Raw genomic sequence first — 16,300 nt, 5'->3', positions numbered from 1 at the left:
ATTCCTTATTTAAATGGATTTTTGGTTGACGCGTGCGCTGAGTTCTTCTGCATTTTCGACTCGTTCTGAGTAACGGTCGACTAGGTAGTCTTTATTATCGCGAGTAAGAAGGGTGAATTTCACGAGCTCTTCCATCACGTCGACGATACGATTGTAATAAGAAGAGGGCTTCATTTGATTGTTGTCGTCGAACTCTAAAAAGGCCTTTGCAACAGACGATTGGTTTGGGATAGTTAACATTCTCATCCAACGACCAAGAACACGCATTTGGTTAACGCTATTGAAGGATTGAGAACCTCCGCTTACTTGCATAACCGCTAGGGTTTTTCCTTGAGTTGGGCGAACAGCGCCAATACTTAAAGGTACCCAGTCTATTTGGCTTTTAAAAACGCTCGTCATAGATCCATGTCGCTCGGGTGAGCACCACACTTGTCCTTCTGACCACATCATAAGTTCTCTTAGCTCGATGACTTTAGGGTGAGATTCATCTGTATCTGGTTGTGGTAATCCAGTTGGGTTGAATATACGAGTCTCAGCGCCAAGAGACTCGAGAATACGAGCTGACTCTTCTACAACCAAGCGGCTAAAAGACCTCTCCCTAAGTGATCCGTAAAGTAATAGGATACGTGCCTTATGGGAGCTTTGATTTACTGACATCTTGCTATGATCAATAGTATCAAAAGCTTCTGTGTTTAAATTCTTTGGTATCATGGAGGAATATCCTTTTTTTAATATATATGAATATTCGTATATATGGTCTTTTTAGTCAATCAAATTAATGGCTTGAGGTTGTTTTCTCTGTGATTGCTAATGCTCTGTAATTCAGAATTATATGGCTTGTATATGACAATTTTGTGATTTAGGTGGGATCAAAGTGTTGGGGTGGAATGTATATTAAATGATGGTGTCCCTGGCAGGAATCGAACCTGCAACTAACCCTTAGGAGGGGTCTATTATATCCATTTAACTACAGAGACATTGAAGGGATGTCATTATAGTTTTTTTAGTGTCCTATAAACAAGAATGGAAGTTGATTTGTTTGAACGGTTTTTTATGCTCGGCCAATAGTTTGTTTACTGCTTATTGGGCGTGTTGAGCCTGATGAGGTATAAACTTTGTTTTTGCCGCTGTGGCCTTGAAGGAGTTCGAAAAGGTGTTTGTTTCTTTTTTGGAGAGTGCTAAGAATACGTGAATTAGTGTGGTTTTTTGTTTTGCACTCTTTAAGTAATGTTTCACACTCACGGATGAGGAGGCGAATGTCGTCAAAATGACTGTCTTGTTTATCTAGCCACACTTTGAACTCTTCTTCAGTAGGTTTTTTTCTATCCAAAATGTTAAATTTGATAAGGATGTTTAGCCGCTTTTCGTTAAGCTGATCCATCTCATCTAGAAGAGATTGTTTTTGTTCGGAGAGATATACAATTTTTGAGGTGTCGGAGTCGTTATAAGCATGACGTTCTTTATCAAGAAGCAAAGATAGCTTTTCTAAAAGTTCTTTGCTTTTGATAAAAACAGGCACTAAAGGGATCATAAATAAGGCTTTGAGAAGGGCGCTTTATTTATCACTTTAGAATAAGTGATCCATAGAGGCCATATTGCTAGCAAGCTTTTGAGTGTCTATTTTGTATTCACCCGCAGCAATAGCGTTTTTAATTTGTTCTACTTTATCCATATCTATATCCGGTAAGCTGCTAATTTTTGCGTGTTGATCGTGAAGTGACTGTGCCGCGCCGCTTAGCTTTACAGTGTCTTCAGCTAATGTGCCGCCACTTTTCACAGCACTTTGATTGCCTACAGTGTTACCTGTCGCTTCATCTTTATGAGCACGTTCGTTCTTGATGCTGCTTTGGCTTGAAAGACCAGTAAATTGTATTGCCATTGGGTTTCCTCGCCCTAATATGATTGCCTGCCTATTTTATCGACAAGCCCTCAAGAAACTTTAGTAAGAAATTTCTTTTTTATATAACCAACTAATAGTTTACAAGAACCTCACTACTAGTTACAACTTTAGCATACACAATTCGCCCAGAACTTGTGTTTTTAACGCGAATTTGTTGTCCTTTTTTACCATGCTCTAGTGCTATGCCATTCATCTTTACGACAATTGTTCCACTGCTTGCAGTGATCAGTACAGAGTCACCTTTGTTAATAACCCTAGGGAAATCAGTAAGGCTGTCCGTAATAAAGGTATTTAACGGCAAGTTTCGCGATGCAATAAGCCCATATGGCGGATTATTTTCAGTGAAGATTTGCCCTCTTATATTGGATATGTCTACTTCACCGATACTTGTGTTGCTTTTATCTATTACTTGTCCCCGATTAATAGGTGTTGCCGTTTTAATTGCAGAAATAGTGATTGATTGTGTTACTGGTAAATACGATTTCCATACAGGGGAACTACACTTAATCTCGTAGTTTGTTCGTTTGATTGCGTCAGGTCGTTGATTTTGAATATGGATTGCATTGTCATCGCAAGTAGGTAAATAATTTAAAGTCGCCTGATTGTTTAAAGTAATATTTATAATTGCATTAGGATATATAGTAGATAATCTAGGTATTTCTACATCTTCTATGAATACTTGCACTTTTTCTTGTAGTGAGATGGCAAATGCCAAGTTCGTTTGTAGATATAAAAAGGCTATTAATAGCCTTACAATAAGCATGCATTACCCTCAGCATAATAAAAATTGGTTAAAATATCGTTTGCTAGTAAAATATTTGAGCTCACTTTATCATCAGGTGATACAATTTAATACTTTGGATCTTATTACCTTGCATAATAATTACACACTTTGGAGGCGTTTATGGCTGGCGTTTTAGATACGGTTAATCAGCGTACACAGCTGGTAGGAGAAAATCGTCTAGAATTGTTGCTTTTTAGATTAAATGGTAAACAAGTTTATGGGATTAACGTTTTTAAAGTTAAAGAAGTTTTACAGTGCCCAAAACTAACCACTATGCCTCATAGCTCCAAAGTTGTTCGAGGTGTTGCTCATATTCGTGGCGGCACTATACCAATTTTAGACTTGGGCTTGGCCACTGGTGAAAGTCCAATGCCAGACATTGAAACATGTTTTGTTATTATCACCGAATATAACCGCCGCATTCAGGGCTTTTTAGTTCGTGGCGTTGAACGCATTGTTAATATGAACTGGAGTGATATTCAGCCGCCACCAAAAGGTTTATCGAACGACAATTATTTGACTGCGGTATGTCAAGTTGACAAAGAGATGGTTGAAATTATTGATGTTGAACAAATCCTTTCTGAAGTTGCTCCTACAAGGCAAGAGATTTCAGCTGGTATTGTGGATGACGATGTACAAGAAAATGCTCGTCAACATCATATTTTGATAGTTGATGACTCTTCTGTTGCGCGCAAACAAATTAAGCGTTGTATGGAACAAGTTGGTTTCAAAACAACTGTTTTGTGTGATGGTCGTGAGGCGCTAACATTTCTTCAGGATATGGCGGGAGAAGGCAAGGACCCATGTGAGGAGCTTTCAATGATTATTTCAGATATCGAAATGCCTGAAATGGATGGTTATACACTCACTAGAGCAATCCGAGATGATAGTCGATTAGCAGACCTGTTTATTTTATTGCATACCTCTTTGAGTGGTGTTTTTAATGAGGCTATGGTGAAAAAAGTAGGTGCTGACGGATTCTTGGCGAAATTCCAGCCAGATGAACTAGCTCGCTTAGCAATAGAAACTGTTCAAGCTAAATCAGAATAAAACACTAAGTTAGAATTGTGTGGATACTAAATAGTTTGCCTGTTGAAAAAGGGTGCTTTAGAAAGCTTATTATGGAGAGTCAATGTTTAGCAGCGCAAATGCGGTAACACCTCATGGTTATGCTAGGTTTAAAGAGTACCTGCAAAAAGTGTGTGGTATTGCGTTAAGTGATAACAAACAGTACTTGGTTGTCAGTCGTTTAGGAAAAATTCTTGAAAGAGAGAACTTTTCTAAGATTGAGGATCTACTGGATGTTATTGAACGATCTGGCAAATCTAAATTAAAAGAAGAAGTTATCGATGCGATGACGACAAATGAAACTCTTTGGTTTAGAGATACTCACCCCTTCAACATTCTTAAGAATAAAGTTCTTCCTGAGATGAATAAGTCGCCATTGCGAATTTGGTCGGCCGCATCTTCAACAGGACAAGAACCGTATTCAATCAGTATGGTGATTGAAGAGTTTAAGAGTGCAAAACCTGGTGTTTTGAAAGCGGGTGAAAAAATTGTCGCTACAGATATATGCTCTTACATACTGCAACATGCTAAACAGGGTGAGTATGATAGTTTAGCAATAGCTCGGGGTTTAGGAGCTGACCTACAAAAACGTTATTTCGATAAGGTAAATGACCAAACTTGGAAGATTAAGTCCCCGCTTAAAGCTAGAGTGGACTTCCGTTACCTTAATCTAATAGAGCCTTTCTCTTCTCTTGGTAAATTTGATGTGATTTTTTGTCGCAATGTTTTAATTTATTTTACTGCTGAGCTTAAGCTCGATATTCTGAAAAGAATGCATGCTTGCTTAAAACCAGGTGGGTACCTGTTTCTTGGTGGCTCGGAGGCGTTAACAGGCCTATCCGATTACTTTGAAATAGTGCAATGTCATCCGGGTATAGTGTATCGCGCCAAAACGACATAAAACCTAAAATATAATATGAAGGCCCGTCTATTCTAAAATAGACGGGCTTTTTTTTTGCCACTTTTTGCCGCCTTGTTAGATTTAATTCTTAAGGTATTGATTTATAAGTATTTATTTATTTGGCATTCTAATTGCTTGTATAGAGCTGAATTACATTATTTTGAGGTTTTAATGGCGATATCCTTTGATAAAGCATTTGCTGGCTACGATAAGACTTTGCAGTTTAGAAGCGCTAGAGCAGAGGTGCTTGCGAATAATATTGCTAATGCTGATACGCCAAACTACAAGGCAAGAGATCTGTCGTTTGATTCCTTATTACAGGATCAAAGTAATAAGTTGCGTTTGGCTGGAACCAATGAAAAACATATAGGTGGTTTTGGCGATACTGATAGCTTGGGTGGCAGCCTTTTGTATCGAAATGCTAGTCAGCCTTCTTTGGACGGAAATAATGTGGATTTGCAAAGAGAGCAAGCTGAATATGCGCAAAACTCTTTGCAATTTGATACAAGTTTTATGTTTTTAGACCGCAAAATCAGCGGCATGAAAAAAGCACTTACTGGGAATTAATAACCATGTCTTTAAGTAATATTTTTGCTATCTCTGGATCTGCAATGAGCGCTCAAACCGTACGTTTGAATACCGTTGCGAGTAATATGGCGAATGTCGATAGCGTGGCTAGCTCAGCAGATCAGACATATAGGGCAAGAAAGCCAGTTTTCTCTCAAATGATAAATGACAATATGAGAAAGCATGGCTGGAATAGAGCTTTAAAAGACGAAAGTGGTGCGGGTATCGGTGTCAAAGTTGATGCTATTGTTGAATCTGATGCGCCTTTACAGCCAAGGTATGAGCCAGATCACCCTATGGCAAATGAAGAGGGTTATGTGTTTTACCCAAATGTAAATCCAATAGAAGAAATGGCTGACATGATGTCTGCGTCACGGTCTTTTCAGACGAATGTGGAAATTATGAACTCGGCAAAAAGCATGATGCAAAAAATGCTAATGCTCGGTCAGTCATAGGAGCGGATAGATGGATAATATATCGGATACAAAAGGTCTTGGTGGGCTTATTTCCCAATATGGAACAGATGCCGCTAAAGCTAAGTCCGGAATAGAGAAATCAGAAGTACAGAAGAAAGATGATTCGCTGGCAGATCAGAACGTTTTTTTGAAACTGTATATTGAGCAACTTAAGGCGCAGGATCCTACTGCACCTCAAGACTCTAATGACATGGTTGCGCAGATGTCGCAGTTTAGCTCGTTGGAACGCCTAACTGGGATCTCAGATCACTTAGAAAGTATGTCTACCTCATTGACATCGAATCAAGCGTTAACAGCCTCAACTTTAGTTGGTAAATCGATTCTTACTGATGGTAATAAAGTGACGTTAGCAGAAGGGTCGGATGGTGCTTTATTGAAAACTGAAATTCCAGCGGACTCCTTAGAGGCAACGTTAAAAGTATTTGATGCGGATAATAATCTTGTTCGCACTACCCCTTTAACATCCGGGGAATATAAATGGGATGGGTTAGATGACGAAGGTAATGCAGTGCCTGCAGGGGAATATCGTTTTGAGGCGTCCTCAGTAAATGCAAATGGCGAAGTGGCAACTATGACTACCAAACTTCCTGCTCGAATACAGGGAGTAACAATAAATGGTGATAATGGCACCATTTTAAATGTAGAAAGCCACGGGAAAATTAAACTAACGAATGAATTAGAAATATTAGGGTGATTGGAGAGCATTATGGGATTTAATACGGCATTATCAGGCATAAAGGCTTCTGCAGACTTTTTAAGTGTGACAGGTAATAATATTGCGAACTCCGATACTACAGGCTTTAAAAAGTCCCGTATTGAATTTGATGACCTCTACAATAGCAGCGTACTGGGTGCAGGTAGTGGTAATAGCATAGGTTCAGGTGTCAGTGTAAGTAAAGTGGCACAAGAGTTTTCACCGGGCAACCTGTCATATACAGATAATAATTTGGATATCGCTATCGATGGTAGTGGCTTTTTCATTATAGATGGTGGAGTCGCTCAATCTTATACTCGCGCAGGTAACTTTAAGCTTGATCAGGACGGGTATTTTGTTACTAACAATGGTGCAAATCTACAAGGCTATAACGCGGTAGATGGTCTAATTGGCGGTAGCTTAGAGTCTATGAAAATCCCTACGGGACGAATTCCTCCCGAGAAGACTTCGGAAATGGAGTTGAAGTTTAACTTAGATTCAGAGAGTGAAGACGTTCCTCCATTTGTAGCTAAAGAGTTCGACCCAGTAGACCCAGATACATACACTTATACCCAAACACAAGGTGTTGTGGATGCTGAGGGTAAAACAAATATTATTACTTATTACTATGCTAAAAGCCGTTTGCCTAATACCTATCAGGTGTATGCAACCGTTAATGGCAATATGACAGGTGATGATGGTCAGCCGTTCATGGGACAAACTTTTGCTACATTTAACTCGGCTAAGAGTAATGTTGATTACAATGGTGATGGTGTAAACGAAGAGCCATATGAATTGTTGTATGTGGGGGCAACAGAGCCTAATTTAACTGATATTGGCGCTGGAACAAAAACGCCATTGTCTGTTAATGGTACATTGGGTGGGTTGGCCATTGCTGGTACTTTGAACCCGGAAGAAATGCAAGATACTACAGGTGTTGCACGAGAAGAATTTGACCCACTCGAGCCTTCTACTTATACCTATGGTAATACAAGAACCATTTATGATTCTTTGGGTGAGTCGCATACAATAGGGTATTACTTCATTAAACAAGGTGAAGAGAATACCTATGAACTTAAGGTTACAATGGATGGAGATGAAAAGTTTGTTAACCCACTTACAGGTGAGGAAACATTCTATCTAGAGTCAGATACTATGGTCTCATTTGATGAGGCGGGTAATTTGCTTGGTACATACCGAGGCTTACCTCCGTTTAGTGTTTCCGAACCTATTAATTTGGAGTTGGTTGGTTTGGACCCTACTAATCGGGCTTTTACTACGTCTTTTGATTTTACTGGCTCCACTCAATATGCCCTGAATAGCTCAGATAATTTTGAGCAAGATGGTTATACCGCAGGTGAATTACAAGGGGTGAGTTTTGATAATGATGGTTTCTTAATAGCGAATTATACCAATCAACAAACGGCAACTCTTGGCCAGATAGCACTGGCAACATTTGATAGTACAGACGGTTTGGTGCCGAACGGTCATACGTCATGGCTAGCGAGTACGAATTCTGGTCAGGCAGATATTGGGCGCCCAAATTCTGGGGTATTTGGTAAAATCCAAGGTGGGTCATTAGAAGAATCTAACGTTGAGTTAACGACGGAGTTGGTTGCTCTGATTGAGGCGCAGCGTAATTATCAAGCGAATAGTAAAACATTAGAAACAGAAAATGCTGTTACGCAGACGATAATAAACCTTCGTTAATTTTTCTGGAGAGAGAAGTTTAAAGCTGAGGTAGCGCAAGCCATCTCGGCTTTTTTTTGCCCTTTTTATAGTTGGTACGATTCTTGAAGGCTTAGTTAATAACAATGTTTATTTTTCTGGGAGTAGAGTTGTGGATAAAGCTTTATATTTGGCAATGAGTGGTGGTGTACAAACCATGAATGCCCAGACAATACATGCAAATAACTTAGCGAATGTCAGCACGACAGGTTTTCGTTCGGATTACGAACAAGCGCGATCCATGCAGGTGTATGGGGATTACCACCCAAGCAGAGTGTATGCAATGACGGAAAATCCGGCGACTCGATACACACAAGGTGACATGATTCAAACAGGTAGAGAGTTGGATGTGGCCGTCGCTGGAGAAGGGTTTATAACTGTATATGATGAACAAGGTCGAGAAGCGTATACCCGAGCTGGTGACTTGCAAATTAATGCCGCAGGTCAGCTAGTAACAGGTAGTGGTTTGCCTATTGCTGGCGTTAATGGTCCAGTTTTTTTGCCGCCTGCAGACAGAATTCATATTACGGCTGATGGTTCTATATCCATTGTCCCACAGGGGGGGGCTGGTACAGAAGTGGCTATCTTAAACCAGATTAAGCTGGTGAATCCTGATATTGAAAATTTACGCAAAGAAGAAGACGGTTTGATTCATTCACGTGATGGACAAGAATTTGATATTGATCCAAATGTGCAGCTGGTATCGGGCTTTGTTGAAGGTAGCAATGTTAATGCGGTGGAAGAAATGACCCACATTATGAATCTTTCTCGCCGCTTTGAAATGAATGTCAAAATGATGGATACCATCAAAGGTAATGCGGATGCTGCTGCGCGAGTTTTACAGCGCCCTTCTTAAATCAGCATTCATTACAATGATTTTAGTTAGATATTGATAAATACAGAATAATTTATAGGAAAAGAGGTCGGTATGAATTCATCGTTATGGGTAAGTAAAACCGGTTTGAGTGCAATGGATAAGCAGTTAAACGTGGTTGCCAATAACTTGGCTAACGTTTCAACTACAGCGTTTAAAAAAGACAGAGCGGTATTTGAAGATCTAATGTACAAAACAGTTCGAGCTCCGGGTGGTTTGAGCGCACAAAATGCAGAGTTGCCTTCAGGGCTTCAGCTGGGTACAGGTGTTAAGGTAGGAGCAACGCAAAAAGACTTTTCAAATGGTGATTACAATTTAACAGATAGACAGTTAGATATTGCTATTCAAGGTAAAGGCTTTTTACAAGTTTTGCAGCCAGATGGAACTATCGCTTATACGCGTAATGGCAGTTTACAACTTAATAGTGAGGGGCAAATTGCAACCGCAGGCGGACTACTTTTAGAACCTGTTATCCAAATCAACCCAGACGCTGTTGAAATTATGATTGCAGAAGACGGTGTTGTTTCTGTTCGTATGGCAGGCGAAGCTGATTCACAGCAGGTAGGTGCGATTAATATCGCAGGCTTTATTAATCCAACGGGATTAAGCTCAGCAGGGCAGAACATTTATCAAGAAACGAATGCAAGTGGACCGCCAATTGTCGGTGTTCCTGGCACAGATTCATTAGGGACAATTTCTCAAGGTATGTTAGAAGCATCTAATGTTAACTCTGTTGAAGAGCTGGTTAATATGATTAGTACTCAGAGAGCCTACGAAATGAACTCTAAGGTTATTTCTGCAGCGGACGGTATGATGAGTTTTGCAATACAGCAGCTATAGGTTACGCGTGGCATAATATGAAAACTAAGTTAGCAATCTTAATTTTACTGAGTGTGTTTTTGTCGGGTTGTTTGTCGTGGGAAGTAGACCCTGAACAAGCTGATGCTGATACGCCTGTCGCTGAAGGTGAAGAAACCCCTGCTGAGGATGAAGAGGCACCTGAAGGTGAAGAGGCGCCTGAAGGTGAAGAAGCACCTGAAGAGGGAGAGGATGCCGAGCAAACTGAAGAAGATGCAGAACCTGAAATAGAAAGAAAAGGTTATGTTCCAGACGGCACTGATCCATTAAATGGCCCAGAAGTTACTCAGTCGGTAAGAGAGAATGACCCATATTATGCGCCAGTATATCCTAATAACCTGTCGCCTTCACAAGCACCTACTGGCGGAATTTATCAGGTAGGAATGGGGGATGCTTTTTTTGGTGATAGGAAAGCGAGTAAAGTTGGAGATATTCTGACTATTAATTTAAATGAGACGACGACTTCTACAAAAGCGAATGCGGCTACTGTCTCTAAGTCCGCTTCAGCAACAATAGAAAACCCAACGGTGTTGGGAGAAGAACTCAAAATAGATACTCTGCTTCCTCAGCAAGGAACAGATTTTTCCGGCAATGCTTCGGCGAACCAAAACAATAGCTTAAGCGGTACCATTTCAGTTACTGTGTATAAAGAACTACCTAATGGTTTATTGGCCGTTAGAGGAGAAAAATGGTTAAGGTTAAATCAAGGAGATGAGTATATTCGTTTCTCTGGTATTGTTCGTAAGTATGATATTTCCCCAGATAACACCGTTGATTCGGAGCGAGTGGCTGATGCACGAATTACTTACTCAGGTACGGGAGATGTCGCAGCGGGAAGTGAGCAGGGTTGGGTGAGTCGTTTACTTAACTCGCGAGATATGCCCTATTAAACTCGGGCGAGATTAATGCAAAGTGTGAATGCGCATTTTAATTAGGTGACTAGATGAAATACATAACATTATTCGCTTTGGCTTTTTTATCGTTTGCTGTCCAAGCTGAACGTTTGAAAGACATAACAAGTGTGCAAGGGGTTCGTGATAACCAATTGTTTGGCTACGGGCTAGTGATTGGTTTAAATGGAACAGGTGATAGTACTGCATTTACAGACCAAAGCTTCGCCAGCATGTTATCTCGCTTCGGCGTAACCTTACCTCAAGGTGTGAATGCAACTTCGAAGAATGTTGCTGCCGTTTCTTTAACGGCATCATTGCCAGCTTTTTCTAAGCCGGGGCAGAAAATTGATGTGACGGTATCGTCAATCGGTAATGCCAGCGCTTTGCGAGGAGGCACATTATTGCTTTCAACTTTGAAAGGTGCCGATGGTGCCGTTTACGCTATTGCTCAAGGCAACCTAGTCGTTGGTGGTTTAGGTGCCAATGGTGCAGATGGATCAAGAACCTCTTCAAATATTCCCACAGTTGGTCGAATCCCAAATGGTGCGAGTGTGGAACGATCTGTTCCTAGTAGTTTCAATGTTGGTGATACTCTCACTTTTAATCTTAACCGACCTGACTTTACAACAGCGAAACAAGTTTCAGACAAAATTAATAACCTATTAGGCCCTGGTGTCGCAACAACGCTAGACGCTACTTCTATTCGGGTTTCTGCGCCAAGGGACCCTAGTCAAAGGGTGACCTTCCTTTCTATATTAGAAAATTTAGAAGTGGATGTGGCTGCAGAGCGTGCTCGTATTGTCGTAAACTCAAGAACAGGGACAATTATTATTGGCCAGCATGTGAAGGTATCTCCTGCTGCCATTACACACGGTAGCTTGACTGTAACGATTAACGAAACTCCGCCAGTTGTTGGTCAAGATGGTGAATTGACTGGAGGAGAAACGATTATTTCTCCTCGTGAAGGTTTAGAGATTAGCCCTAACAGCGGTCATATGTTTGTTTTTGATCCAGGTGCTTCTCTTAATGACATTGTTCGCGCAGTTAACCAAGTTGGCGCTGCCCCAGGTGATGTGATGGCCATCTTAGAGGGTTTAAAGCAGGCCGGTGCCATTAACGCAGATTTGGTTGTGATATAGGTTAATAAATGAATTCAGTACCACCAACTCAAGACTTTTTTGCGGATTTCTCAACATTAGCAGCGTTGAAAACCAAGGCTCAAAAAGACCCTGAGTCAGCGTTGAAGGATGTTGCCCAGCAGTTCGAGTCTATCTTTATTAATATGCTTTTGAAAAATATGCGATCAACCAATGAGGCGATTGGTAGTGATCTTTTTTCAAGCAACCAAACTAAGCAATATCAAGATATGATGGACTCCCAGATGGCGCAAAGTATTGCTAGCTCTGGGGGAATTGGCCTTTCTGATGCTCTTATACGTCAATATCAAGGGCAACAAGGTATTGTCTCTTCTCCTGAAGCGAAAGAAAGGGGTGATACAGATTTTCTAAACCAAGTTGCTAAACAAGACTTAGCACGAGTGCAGGCATTGGCTCGCCAAGCCTCTAATGATTTCATGGAATCTATCAAAAACGATTCCTCTCTAGCTACTCAAAGTACTGCTAGTGCTACTAACGCATCGACACCGTCTGCCTTATCCGTAGTCTTTGAAACACCTGAAGAATTTGTGAAAACACTATGGCCTCATGCTCAAAAAGCCGCAGAAACTCTAGGTGTTAACCCTAAAGGTATCCTAGCTCAGGCGGCTTTAGAAACTGGCTGGGGGAAATACCCTATAGCGAAAGAAGATGGTGGCGCAAGTTTTAACCTGTTCGGTATTAAGGCTGATAGTCGCTGGCAAGGCGATAGAGCGGTTGTTAATACTTTAGAGTTTAGGGATGGTGTTGCAAAGCGTGAAAGAGCGGCTTTTCGTGCCTATGAATCCTTTGGTCAAAGCTTTGATGATTATGCTAATTTTCTTCGTACCAGTGAACGGTATAAAGATGCCTTGCAGTCAGGTGACAATTCGGCAAACTTTGCCGCTTCCCTGCAAAAAGGAGGGTATGCAACGGACCCTAACTACTCAGAAAAAATTAGTCGCATTGTTGAAAGTGAGTGGTTTCAACGCCTGTAGCCTTTTTTTGTGGTTAATTACACATTGGTAAAGTTCTTGCATTAGTAGTCGATAGACTTAGATAAGATTTTGATTTTTCGACAAAAGTGCTAGAGGTGAGCAAATGCGCTCAGATTTATATTCCATAGGTTTATCTGGATTGCAGTCCAGTAATGCCCGTATCCATACGACAGGCCAGAATACGTCGAATGTCGATACTGAAGGCTATAGCCGTCAAAGAACGGATACTGTTAGCTCCCCCACAGGTGGAGTTGTTCTTCAGGAAACCTCTCGCCTAGTCGATCACTTTGTTAGTGCTCAAATGAGCTCAGATAAGTCCAATCATGCCTACTATGATACTTACCACTCTATGATCACAGTCTCAGATAATTTGTTATCAGAAGAAAGTGTGTCTTTAACAACTTATTTAAATAAGGCGTTCTCTGCACTACAAACTGCTAATAACGATCCGACTTCTACTTCTTTGAGAGAGCTTGCCCATGCCAGCTTAAATAATCTTGTAGACCAATATGAAACATTGTCGAGTATTGTTTCTCGACAAGAATTACTGGTTGATGAGCAATTAGCAGCATCGCTAGTGGATTTGAATTCGATAACATCAAAAATTTCAGATTTAAACGGTAAAATTTTACGGGATGAAGGCTTATCTCGCTCTCCTGCTAATGAGCTTAGGGACCAGCAAGAGGCTTTAGTGCAAGAGTTGTCACAGTATGTAGAAGTGAAGGTAAAGTTTTTAGATAACGGGATCATGAATGTGCAGTTGGCAAATGGTCAACCTTTGGTGACGAATAATATGTCAACAGAGATAACGACTGCCCGAGATCCTTTGGATACTAAAAAAATCAAGCTCATGATGGATTTTGGTAAGTATGAAATTGGACTAAAAACGGAAAATTTAAAAGGTAGTATAGGGGGGCTTGTTGATTACAGGGCTCAATTTAGTACTTATGCTGATCGAACATTAGGACAGCACGCTATCTCAATAGCTGATGCAATGAATGTCCAAAACGCCAAAGGTTTGGATGCGAATGGGCAGTTTGGTCGAGATTTGTTTACGGTAGGTGATATTCAAATTTATACGTCGGACGATAATATTGAAAAATTAGACGGTATTTCAGTAAGGGTGTCGGCAGACGAGGCAAAGAAAATTACGACTGATAGTTATGAATTAATTCGAACCGATGATACCCGTCTAGCGATTAATCGATATGATATTAATGGTAAAAGAAATGGGCCTCCATTAGTGTTTGATCCCACGCAGATGACACCGGATAACTCAGGTTATTACAAAATTGAAGAACTTGGACTGGATATTCGAATAGCGGATTTGGATAGTATTGAGTCAGGAGATGTATTTCGCTTTGTTCCAACTGAAGGTGTAGCTAAAAGTTTGAATTTGAATATTCAGAATGGCGATTTAATCGCCCTCAGTGCCCCTGTTGCTGTTAGTACATCTTCTGAAAATTTATCTAATTCTAAAATATCTCTTCAGTCTATTAGTAATACAGACCCAGCCACATCGGCTTTTGCTGCAGATGGCTCTTTGTATCCCATTGCACCCCATACCATTTATTTTACCTCTTCTGATTCTTTTGTGGTGAAAGACTCTTATGGTGGCGAACTGGCCCGTGTTACCGGTGTGAGCCATTTTAATAACTTGCTTGAACAAGCGGGATTAGCAGGTGATGCAGGCTTTGATGTATCAGTTTCTTCTCGACCACAAGTAGGGGACGAGTTTTCAATTAATACAGATCAGATAGGCCCTGCCGACAACTTTAATGGACTTGCTCTTATTGAGTTACAGAGTGATTTACTCGTGGGTGGAAAAGCGAGCTTAACAAAGTCTTTTGCTGGTTTTGTTGCTTATGTGGGAACCAAAACAGCAGAGATTGAGGGGCATGCTCAATCCAGCGAAATTGTACTAAATGATAGTCTGGCAAGGCGTGATAGGCTATCTGCTGTAAGCCTTGATGAAGAGGCAGTGAATTTATTGAAATATCAACAGGCATACTCGGCGTCAGCTCAAGTTATTACGGCAGCTCGAACAACGTTTGATACGTTACTTGGAATCATGAGGTAGTTGCATTATGCGAGTAACAAATAACCTTATATATGGTCAGTCAAATAGGTCGATTAGCCAAGCGAATGAAAAAATTCTTGGAATTCAGGAAAAAGTGTCAGGCCAAACTGGCATTGTGAGGCCTAGTGATGACCCTGTAGGAGCAAGCCAATTACTAATGTATAAGGGTAGTACTGATCAACTTAGATTGTATGATGATGCAATGAAGATGGCGACAAGCAACCTTGAGTACCAAGAGGTTGCCCTAGATAGTTTAAATGACTCTATGGATGAAGCAAAAACGCTGTTTATTCAAGCGCAAAATGATATCAACACTCAAGATGACTTAGACGCAATTGTACAAGAGATTGGCATGATTACAGACTCGATGGCAGAGTTAATGAATGCCCGAGGTGCGGACGGGAGTTATGTGTTTGCAGGAACAGATACTCTAGGCCCTGCTTTTGTTTTGAATAGTAACGGCCGATACGAATGGGCTGGAAATGAGGGGCAGAAGCTTGCTCAGATTTCAGAGCATATAAAAATTCCTGTGACAGATTCTGGAAAAAAACTATTCCAAGATGTTTGGACAAATTTATCTTTCTCTTCTGACGTCTTGGCGGGGAATATATCTTTAACGGCTAAAGTGAAAGACAGTGGTGATTTTGGTAAATTTATGGATGACCACTATGATCCAGAAAATATTGCAAACAATGCCTATGTGTTGACGACTCTTCCTATTCTAGCAGAGGGCGAAGAGTTTCAGTTGGAGGAGTTGATTGATGATATCAACTTCGGAGAAAGCGAAGATATCTCAGAAATGAGAGATTACTGGCGTTCTTTTGATGGTACGCCCGGTACCTATAGTATAAAAAACTCTGCAGGTGAAGAAATTGCTTCTGGGTATTATAAAGCGGGGCAACCAATAACCTTTAGTGGCATGCAATTTATTGCGAGAGGTGAGCCCGGTGCTGTTGTTGGTCTTTCTTTAGATAAGCCAAGGCGTGAGAATGTGCTGAATGAAATAAAAGATGTTCTAGATGTACTAGGGAATGACTCATCAACACATGAGCAAAAAGCACAAGCTTTTGCAGATGTAACAGCAAGTTTAGATAATGCTCAACGTATGGTGCTTGAAGGGCGATCTGCAGTAGGCGCAAGACTCAATACTTTGAGAGACAGAGAAGACTTTAGCTCCGCGAATCAGCTTTCTAATGCGGTAGCTAGAGACAGAATTGGTGGGTTAGATGTGGCTGCAGCAGCAACGGAATTGTCCATGAAAGAATCAGCACTAGATGCATCGCAGAAGGTATTCTCACGCATAAGTAACTTATCATTATTTAATAAAATATGATTTCTAATATTAA

General features: G+C 40.7%; 17 protein-coding genes and 1 tRNA gene. 13 read left to right on the top strand and 5 right to left on the bottom strand.

What is annotated here, in order from left to right; genetic code table 11:
* Positions 1-9 precede the first annotated feature (9 nt).
* The 5 genes from arsH to flgA all read right to left on the bottom strand — a co-directional run bounded on the left by arsH (position 10) and on the right by flgA (position 2,663).
* Positions 10-711, bottom strand: a complete 702-nt coding sequence (gene arsH / locus OFY17_RS01345; protein ID WP_263528891.1) for an arsenical resistance protein ArsH — start codon at positions 709-711, stop codon at positions 10-12.
* Positions 712-902: 191 nt separating this feature from the next.
* Positions 903-977: transfer RNA gene (locus OFY17_RS01340), tRNA-Arg, on the bottom strand.
* A gap of 74 nt (positions 978-1,051) precedes the next feature.
* A complete protein-coding gene (locus tag OFY17_RS01335) occupies positions 1,052-1,531 on the bottom strand; it encodes a flagella synthesis protein FlgN (RefSeq protein WP_263528890.1) in 480 nt (159 codons plus the stop codon).
* Between the two features lie 36 nt (positions 1,532-1,567).
* Positions 1,568-1,879: a flagellar biosynthesis anti-sigma factor FlgM gene (gene flgM / locus OFY17_RS01330; RefSeq protein ID WP_263528889.1), complete on the bottom strand. Its 312-nt coding sequence runs from the start codon at positions 1,877-1,879 to the stop codon at positions 1,568-1,570.
* A gap of 91 nt (positions 1,880-1,970) precedes the next feature.
* Entirely contained in the window at positions 1,971-2,663 is a 693-nt protein-coding gene (gene flgA, locus OFY17_RS01325; protein WP_263528888.1) for a flagellar basal body P-ring formation chaperone FlgA, read from the bottom strand.
* Positions 2,664-2,804: 141 nt separating this feature from the next.
* Here flgA and OFY17_RS01320 point away from each other — a divergent pair, with 141 nt between their 5' ends.
* From OFY17_RS01320 to flgL, 13 genes are all read left to right on the top strand, one after another.
* Positions 2,805-3,734, top strand: coding sequence for a chemotaxis protein CheV (locus OFY17_RS01320; protein WP_263528887.1), 930 nt, complete (start codon positions 2,805-2,807; stop codon positions 3,732-3,734).
* An 82-nt stretch (positions 3,735-3,816) separates the two neighbouring features.
* On the top strand, positions 3,817-4,653 hold the full coding sequence (locus OFY17_RS01315) for a CheR family methyltransferase (protein ID WP_263528886.1): 837 nt from the start codon (positions 3,817-3,819) through the stop codon (positions 4,651-4,653).
* A gap of 171 nt (positions 4,654-4,824) precedes the next feature.
* Positions 4,825-5,220 (top strand): flagellar basal body rod protein FlgB, encoded by a 396-nt coding sequence (flgB, locus tag OFY17_RS01310; RefSeq protein ID WP_263528885.1) that lies wholly within the window; start codon positions 4,825-4,827, stop codon positions 5,218-5,220.
* 5 nt (positions 5,221-5,225) lie between these two features.
* On the top strand, positions 5,226-5,675 hold the full coding sequence (gene flgC, locus OFY17_RS01305) for a flagellar basal body rod protein FlgC (protein ID WP_263528884.1): 450 nt from the start codon (positions 5,226-5,228) through the stop codon (positions 5,673-5,675).
* A gap of 10 nt (positions 5,676-5,685) precedes the next feature.
* Positions 5,686-6,390, top strand: a complete 705-nt coding sequence (locus OFY17_RS01300) for a flagellar hook assembly protein FlgD (RefSeq protein WP_263528883.1) — start codon at positions 5,686-5,688, stop codon at positions 6,388-6,390.
* 12 nt (positions 6,391-6,402) lie between these two features.
* A complete protein-coding gene (locus tag OFY17_RS01295) occupies positions 6,403-8,100 on the top strand; it encodes a flagellar hook protein FlgE (RefSeq protein ID WP_263528882.1) in 1,698 nt (565 codons plus the stop codon).
* Between the two features lie 130 nt (positions 8,101-8,230).
* Positions 8,231-8,974, top strand: a complete 744-nt coding sequence (gene flgF / locus OFY17_RS01290) for a flagellar basal-body rod protein FlgF (RefSeq protein WP_263528881.1) — start codon at positions 8,231-8,233, stop codon at positions 8,972-8,974.
* Positions 8,975-9,046: 72 nt separating this feature from the next.
* Positions 9,047-9,832 (top strand): flagellar basal-body rod protein FlgG, encoded by a 786-nt coding sequence (gene flgG, locus OFY17_RS01285; RefSeq protein WP_263528880.1) that lies wholly within the window; start codon positions 9,047-9,049, stop codon positions 9,830-9,832.
* Between the two features lie 17 nt (positions 9,833-9,849).
* Positions 9,850-10,740, top strand: a complete 891-nt coding sequence (locus tag OFY17_RS01280; RefSeq protein WP_263528879.1) for a flagellar basal body L-ring protein FlgH — start codon at positions 9,850-9,852, stop codon at positions 10,738-10,740.
* A gap of 53 nt (positions 10,741-10,793) precedes the next feature.
* The gene (locus OFY17_RS01275; RefSeq protein ID WP_263528878.1) at positions 10,794-11,882 is read left to right on the top strand and encodes a flagellar basal body P-ring protein FlgI; all 1,089 of its coding nucleotides are present in this window, start codon (positions 10,794-10,796) and stop codon (positions 11,880-11,882) included.
* Between the two features lie 8 nt (positions 11,883-11,890).
* Positions 11,891-12,874 carry a flagellar assembly peptidoglycan hydrolase FlgJ gene (gene flgJ, locus OFY17_RS01270; RefSeq protein WP_263528877.1) on the top strand — a complete coding sequence of 328 codons (984 nt, stop codon included), beginning with the start codon at positions 11,891-11,893 and terminating at the stop codon, positions 12,872-12,874.
* A 103-nt stretch (positions 12,875-12,977) separates the two neighbouring features.
* Entirely contained in the window at positions 12,978-14,954 is a 1,977-nt protein-coding gene (flgK, locus tag OFY17_RS01265) for a flagellar hook-associated protein FlgK (protein WP_263528876.1), read from the top strand.
* Between the two features lie 7 nt (positions 14,955-14,961).
* The gene (gene flgL / locus OFY17_RS01260; protein WP_263528875.1) at positions 14,962-16,287 is read left to right on the top strand and encodes a flagellar hook-associated protein FlgL; all 1,326 of its coding nucleotides are present in this window, start codon (positions 14,962-14,964) and stop codon (positions 16,285-16,287) included.
* Positions 16,288-16,300 lie beyond the last annotated feature (13 nt).

The organism is Marinomonas sargassi, assembly GCF_025716875.1.
GTDB lineage: Bacteria > Pseudomonadota > Gammaproteobacteria > Pseudomonadales > Marinomonadaceae > Marinomonas > Marinomonas sargassi.
Note: the sequence above shows the minus strand (reverse complement) of the source record. Positions and strands in the feature narration are given on the sequence as shown.

What these genes read in the sequence shown, in the direction of transcription:
- arsH (WP_263528891.1), bottom strand. Translation starts at nt 711, where the DNA reads ATGATACCAAAGAATTTAAACACAGAAGCTTTTGATACTATTGATCAT.
- OFY17_RS01335 (WP_263528890.1), bottom strand. Translation starts at nt 1,531, where the DNA reads ATGATCCCTTTAGTGCCTGTTTTTATCAAAAGCAAAGAACTTTTAGAA.
- flgM (WP_263528889.1), bottom strand. Translation starts at nt 1,879, where the DNA reads ATGGCAATACAATTTACTGGTCTTTCAAGCCAAAGCAGCATCAAGAAC.
- flgA (WP_263528888.1), bottom strand. Translation starts at nt 2,663, where the DNA reads ATGCTTATTGTAAGGCTATTAATAGCCTTTTTATATCTACAAACGAAC.
- OFY17_RS01320 (WP_263528887.1), top strand. Translation starts at nt 2,805, where the DNA reads ATGGCTGGCGTTTTAGATACGGTTAATCAGCGTACACAGCTGGTAGGA.
- OFY17_RS01315 (WP_263528886.1), top strand. Translation starts at nt 3,817, where the DNA reads ATGTTTAGCAGCGCAAATGCGGTAACACCTCATGGTTATGCTAGGTTT.
- flgB (WP_263528885.1), top strand. Translation starts at nt 4,825, where the DNA reads ATGGCGATATCCTTTGATAAAGCATTTGCTGGCTACGATAAGACTTTG.
- flgC (WP_263528884.1), top strand. Translation starts at nt 5,226, where the DNA reads ATGTCTTTAAGTAATATTTTTGCTATCTCTGGATCTGCAATGAGCGCT.
- OFY17_RS01300 (WP_263528883.1), top strand. Translation starts at nt 5,686, where the DNA reads ATGGATAATATATCGGATACAAAAGGTCTTGGTGGGCTTATTTCCCAA.
- OFY17_RS01295 (WP_263528882.1), top strand. Translation starts at nt 6,403, where the DNA reads ATGGGATTTAATACGGCATTATCAGGCATAAAGGCTTCTGCAGACTTT.
- flgG (WP_263528880.1), top strand. Translation starts at nt 9,047, where the DNA reads ATGAATTCATCGTTATGGGTAAGTAAAACCGGTTTGAGTGCAATGGAT.
- OFY17_RS01280 (WP_263528879.1), top strand. Translation starts at nt 9,850, where the DNA reads ATGAAAACTAAGTTAGCAATCTTAATTTTACTGAGTGTGTTTTTGTCG.
- OFY17_RS01275 (WP_263528878.1), top strand. Translation starts at nt 10,794, where the DNA reads ATGAAATACATAACATTATTCGCTTTGGCTTTTTTATCGTTTGCTGTC.
- flgJ (WP_263528877.1), top strand. Translation starts at nt 11,891, where the DNA reads ATGAATTCAGTACCACCAACTCAAGACTTTTTTGCGGATTTCTCAACA.
- flgK (WP_263528876.1), top strand. Translation starts at nt 12,978, where the DNA reads ATGCGCTCAGATTTATATTCCATAGGTTTATCTGGATTGCAGTCCAGT.
- flgL (WP_263528875.1), top strand. Translation starts at nt 14,962, where the DNA reads ATGCGAGTAACAAATAACCTTATATATGGTCAGTCAAATAGGTCGATT.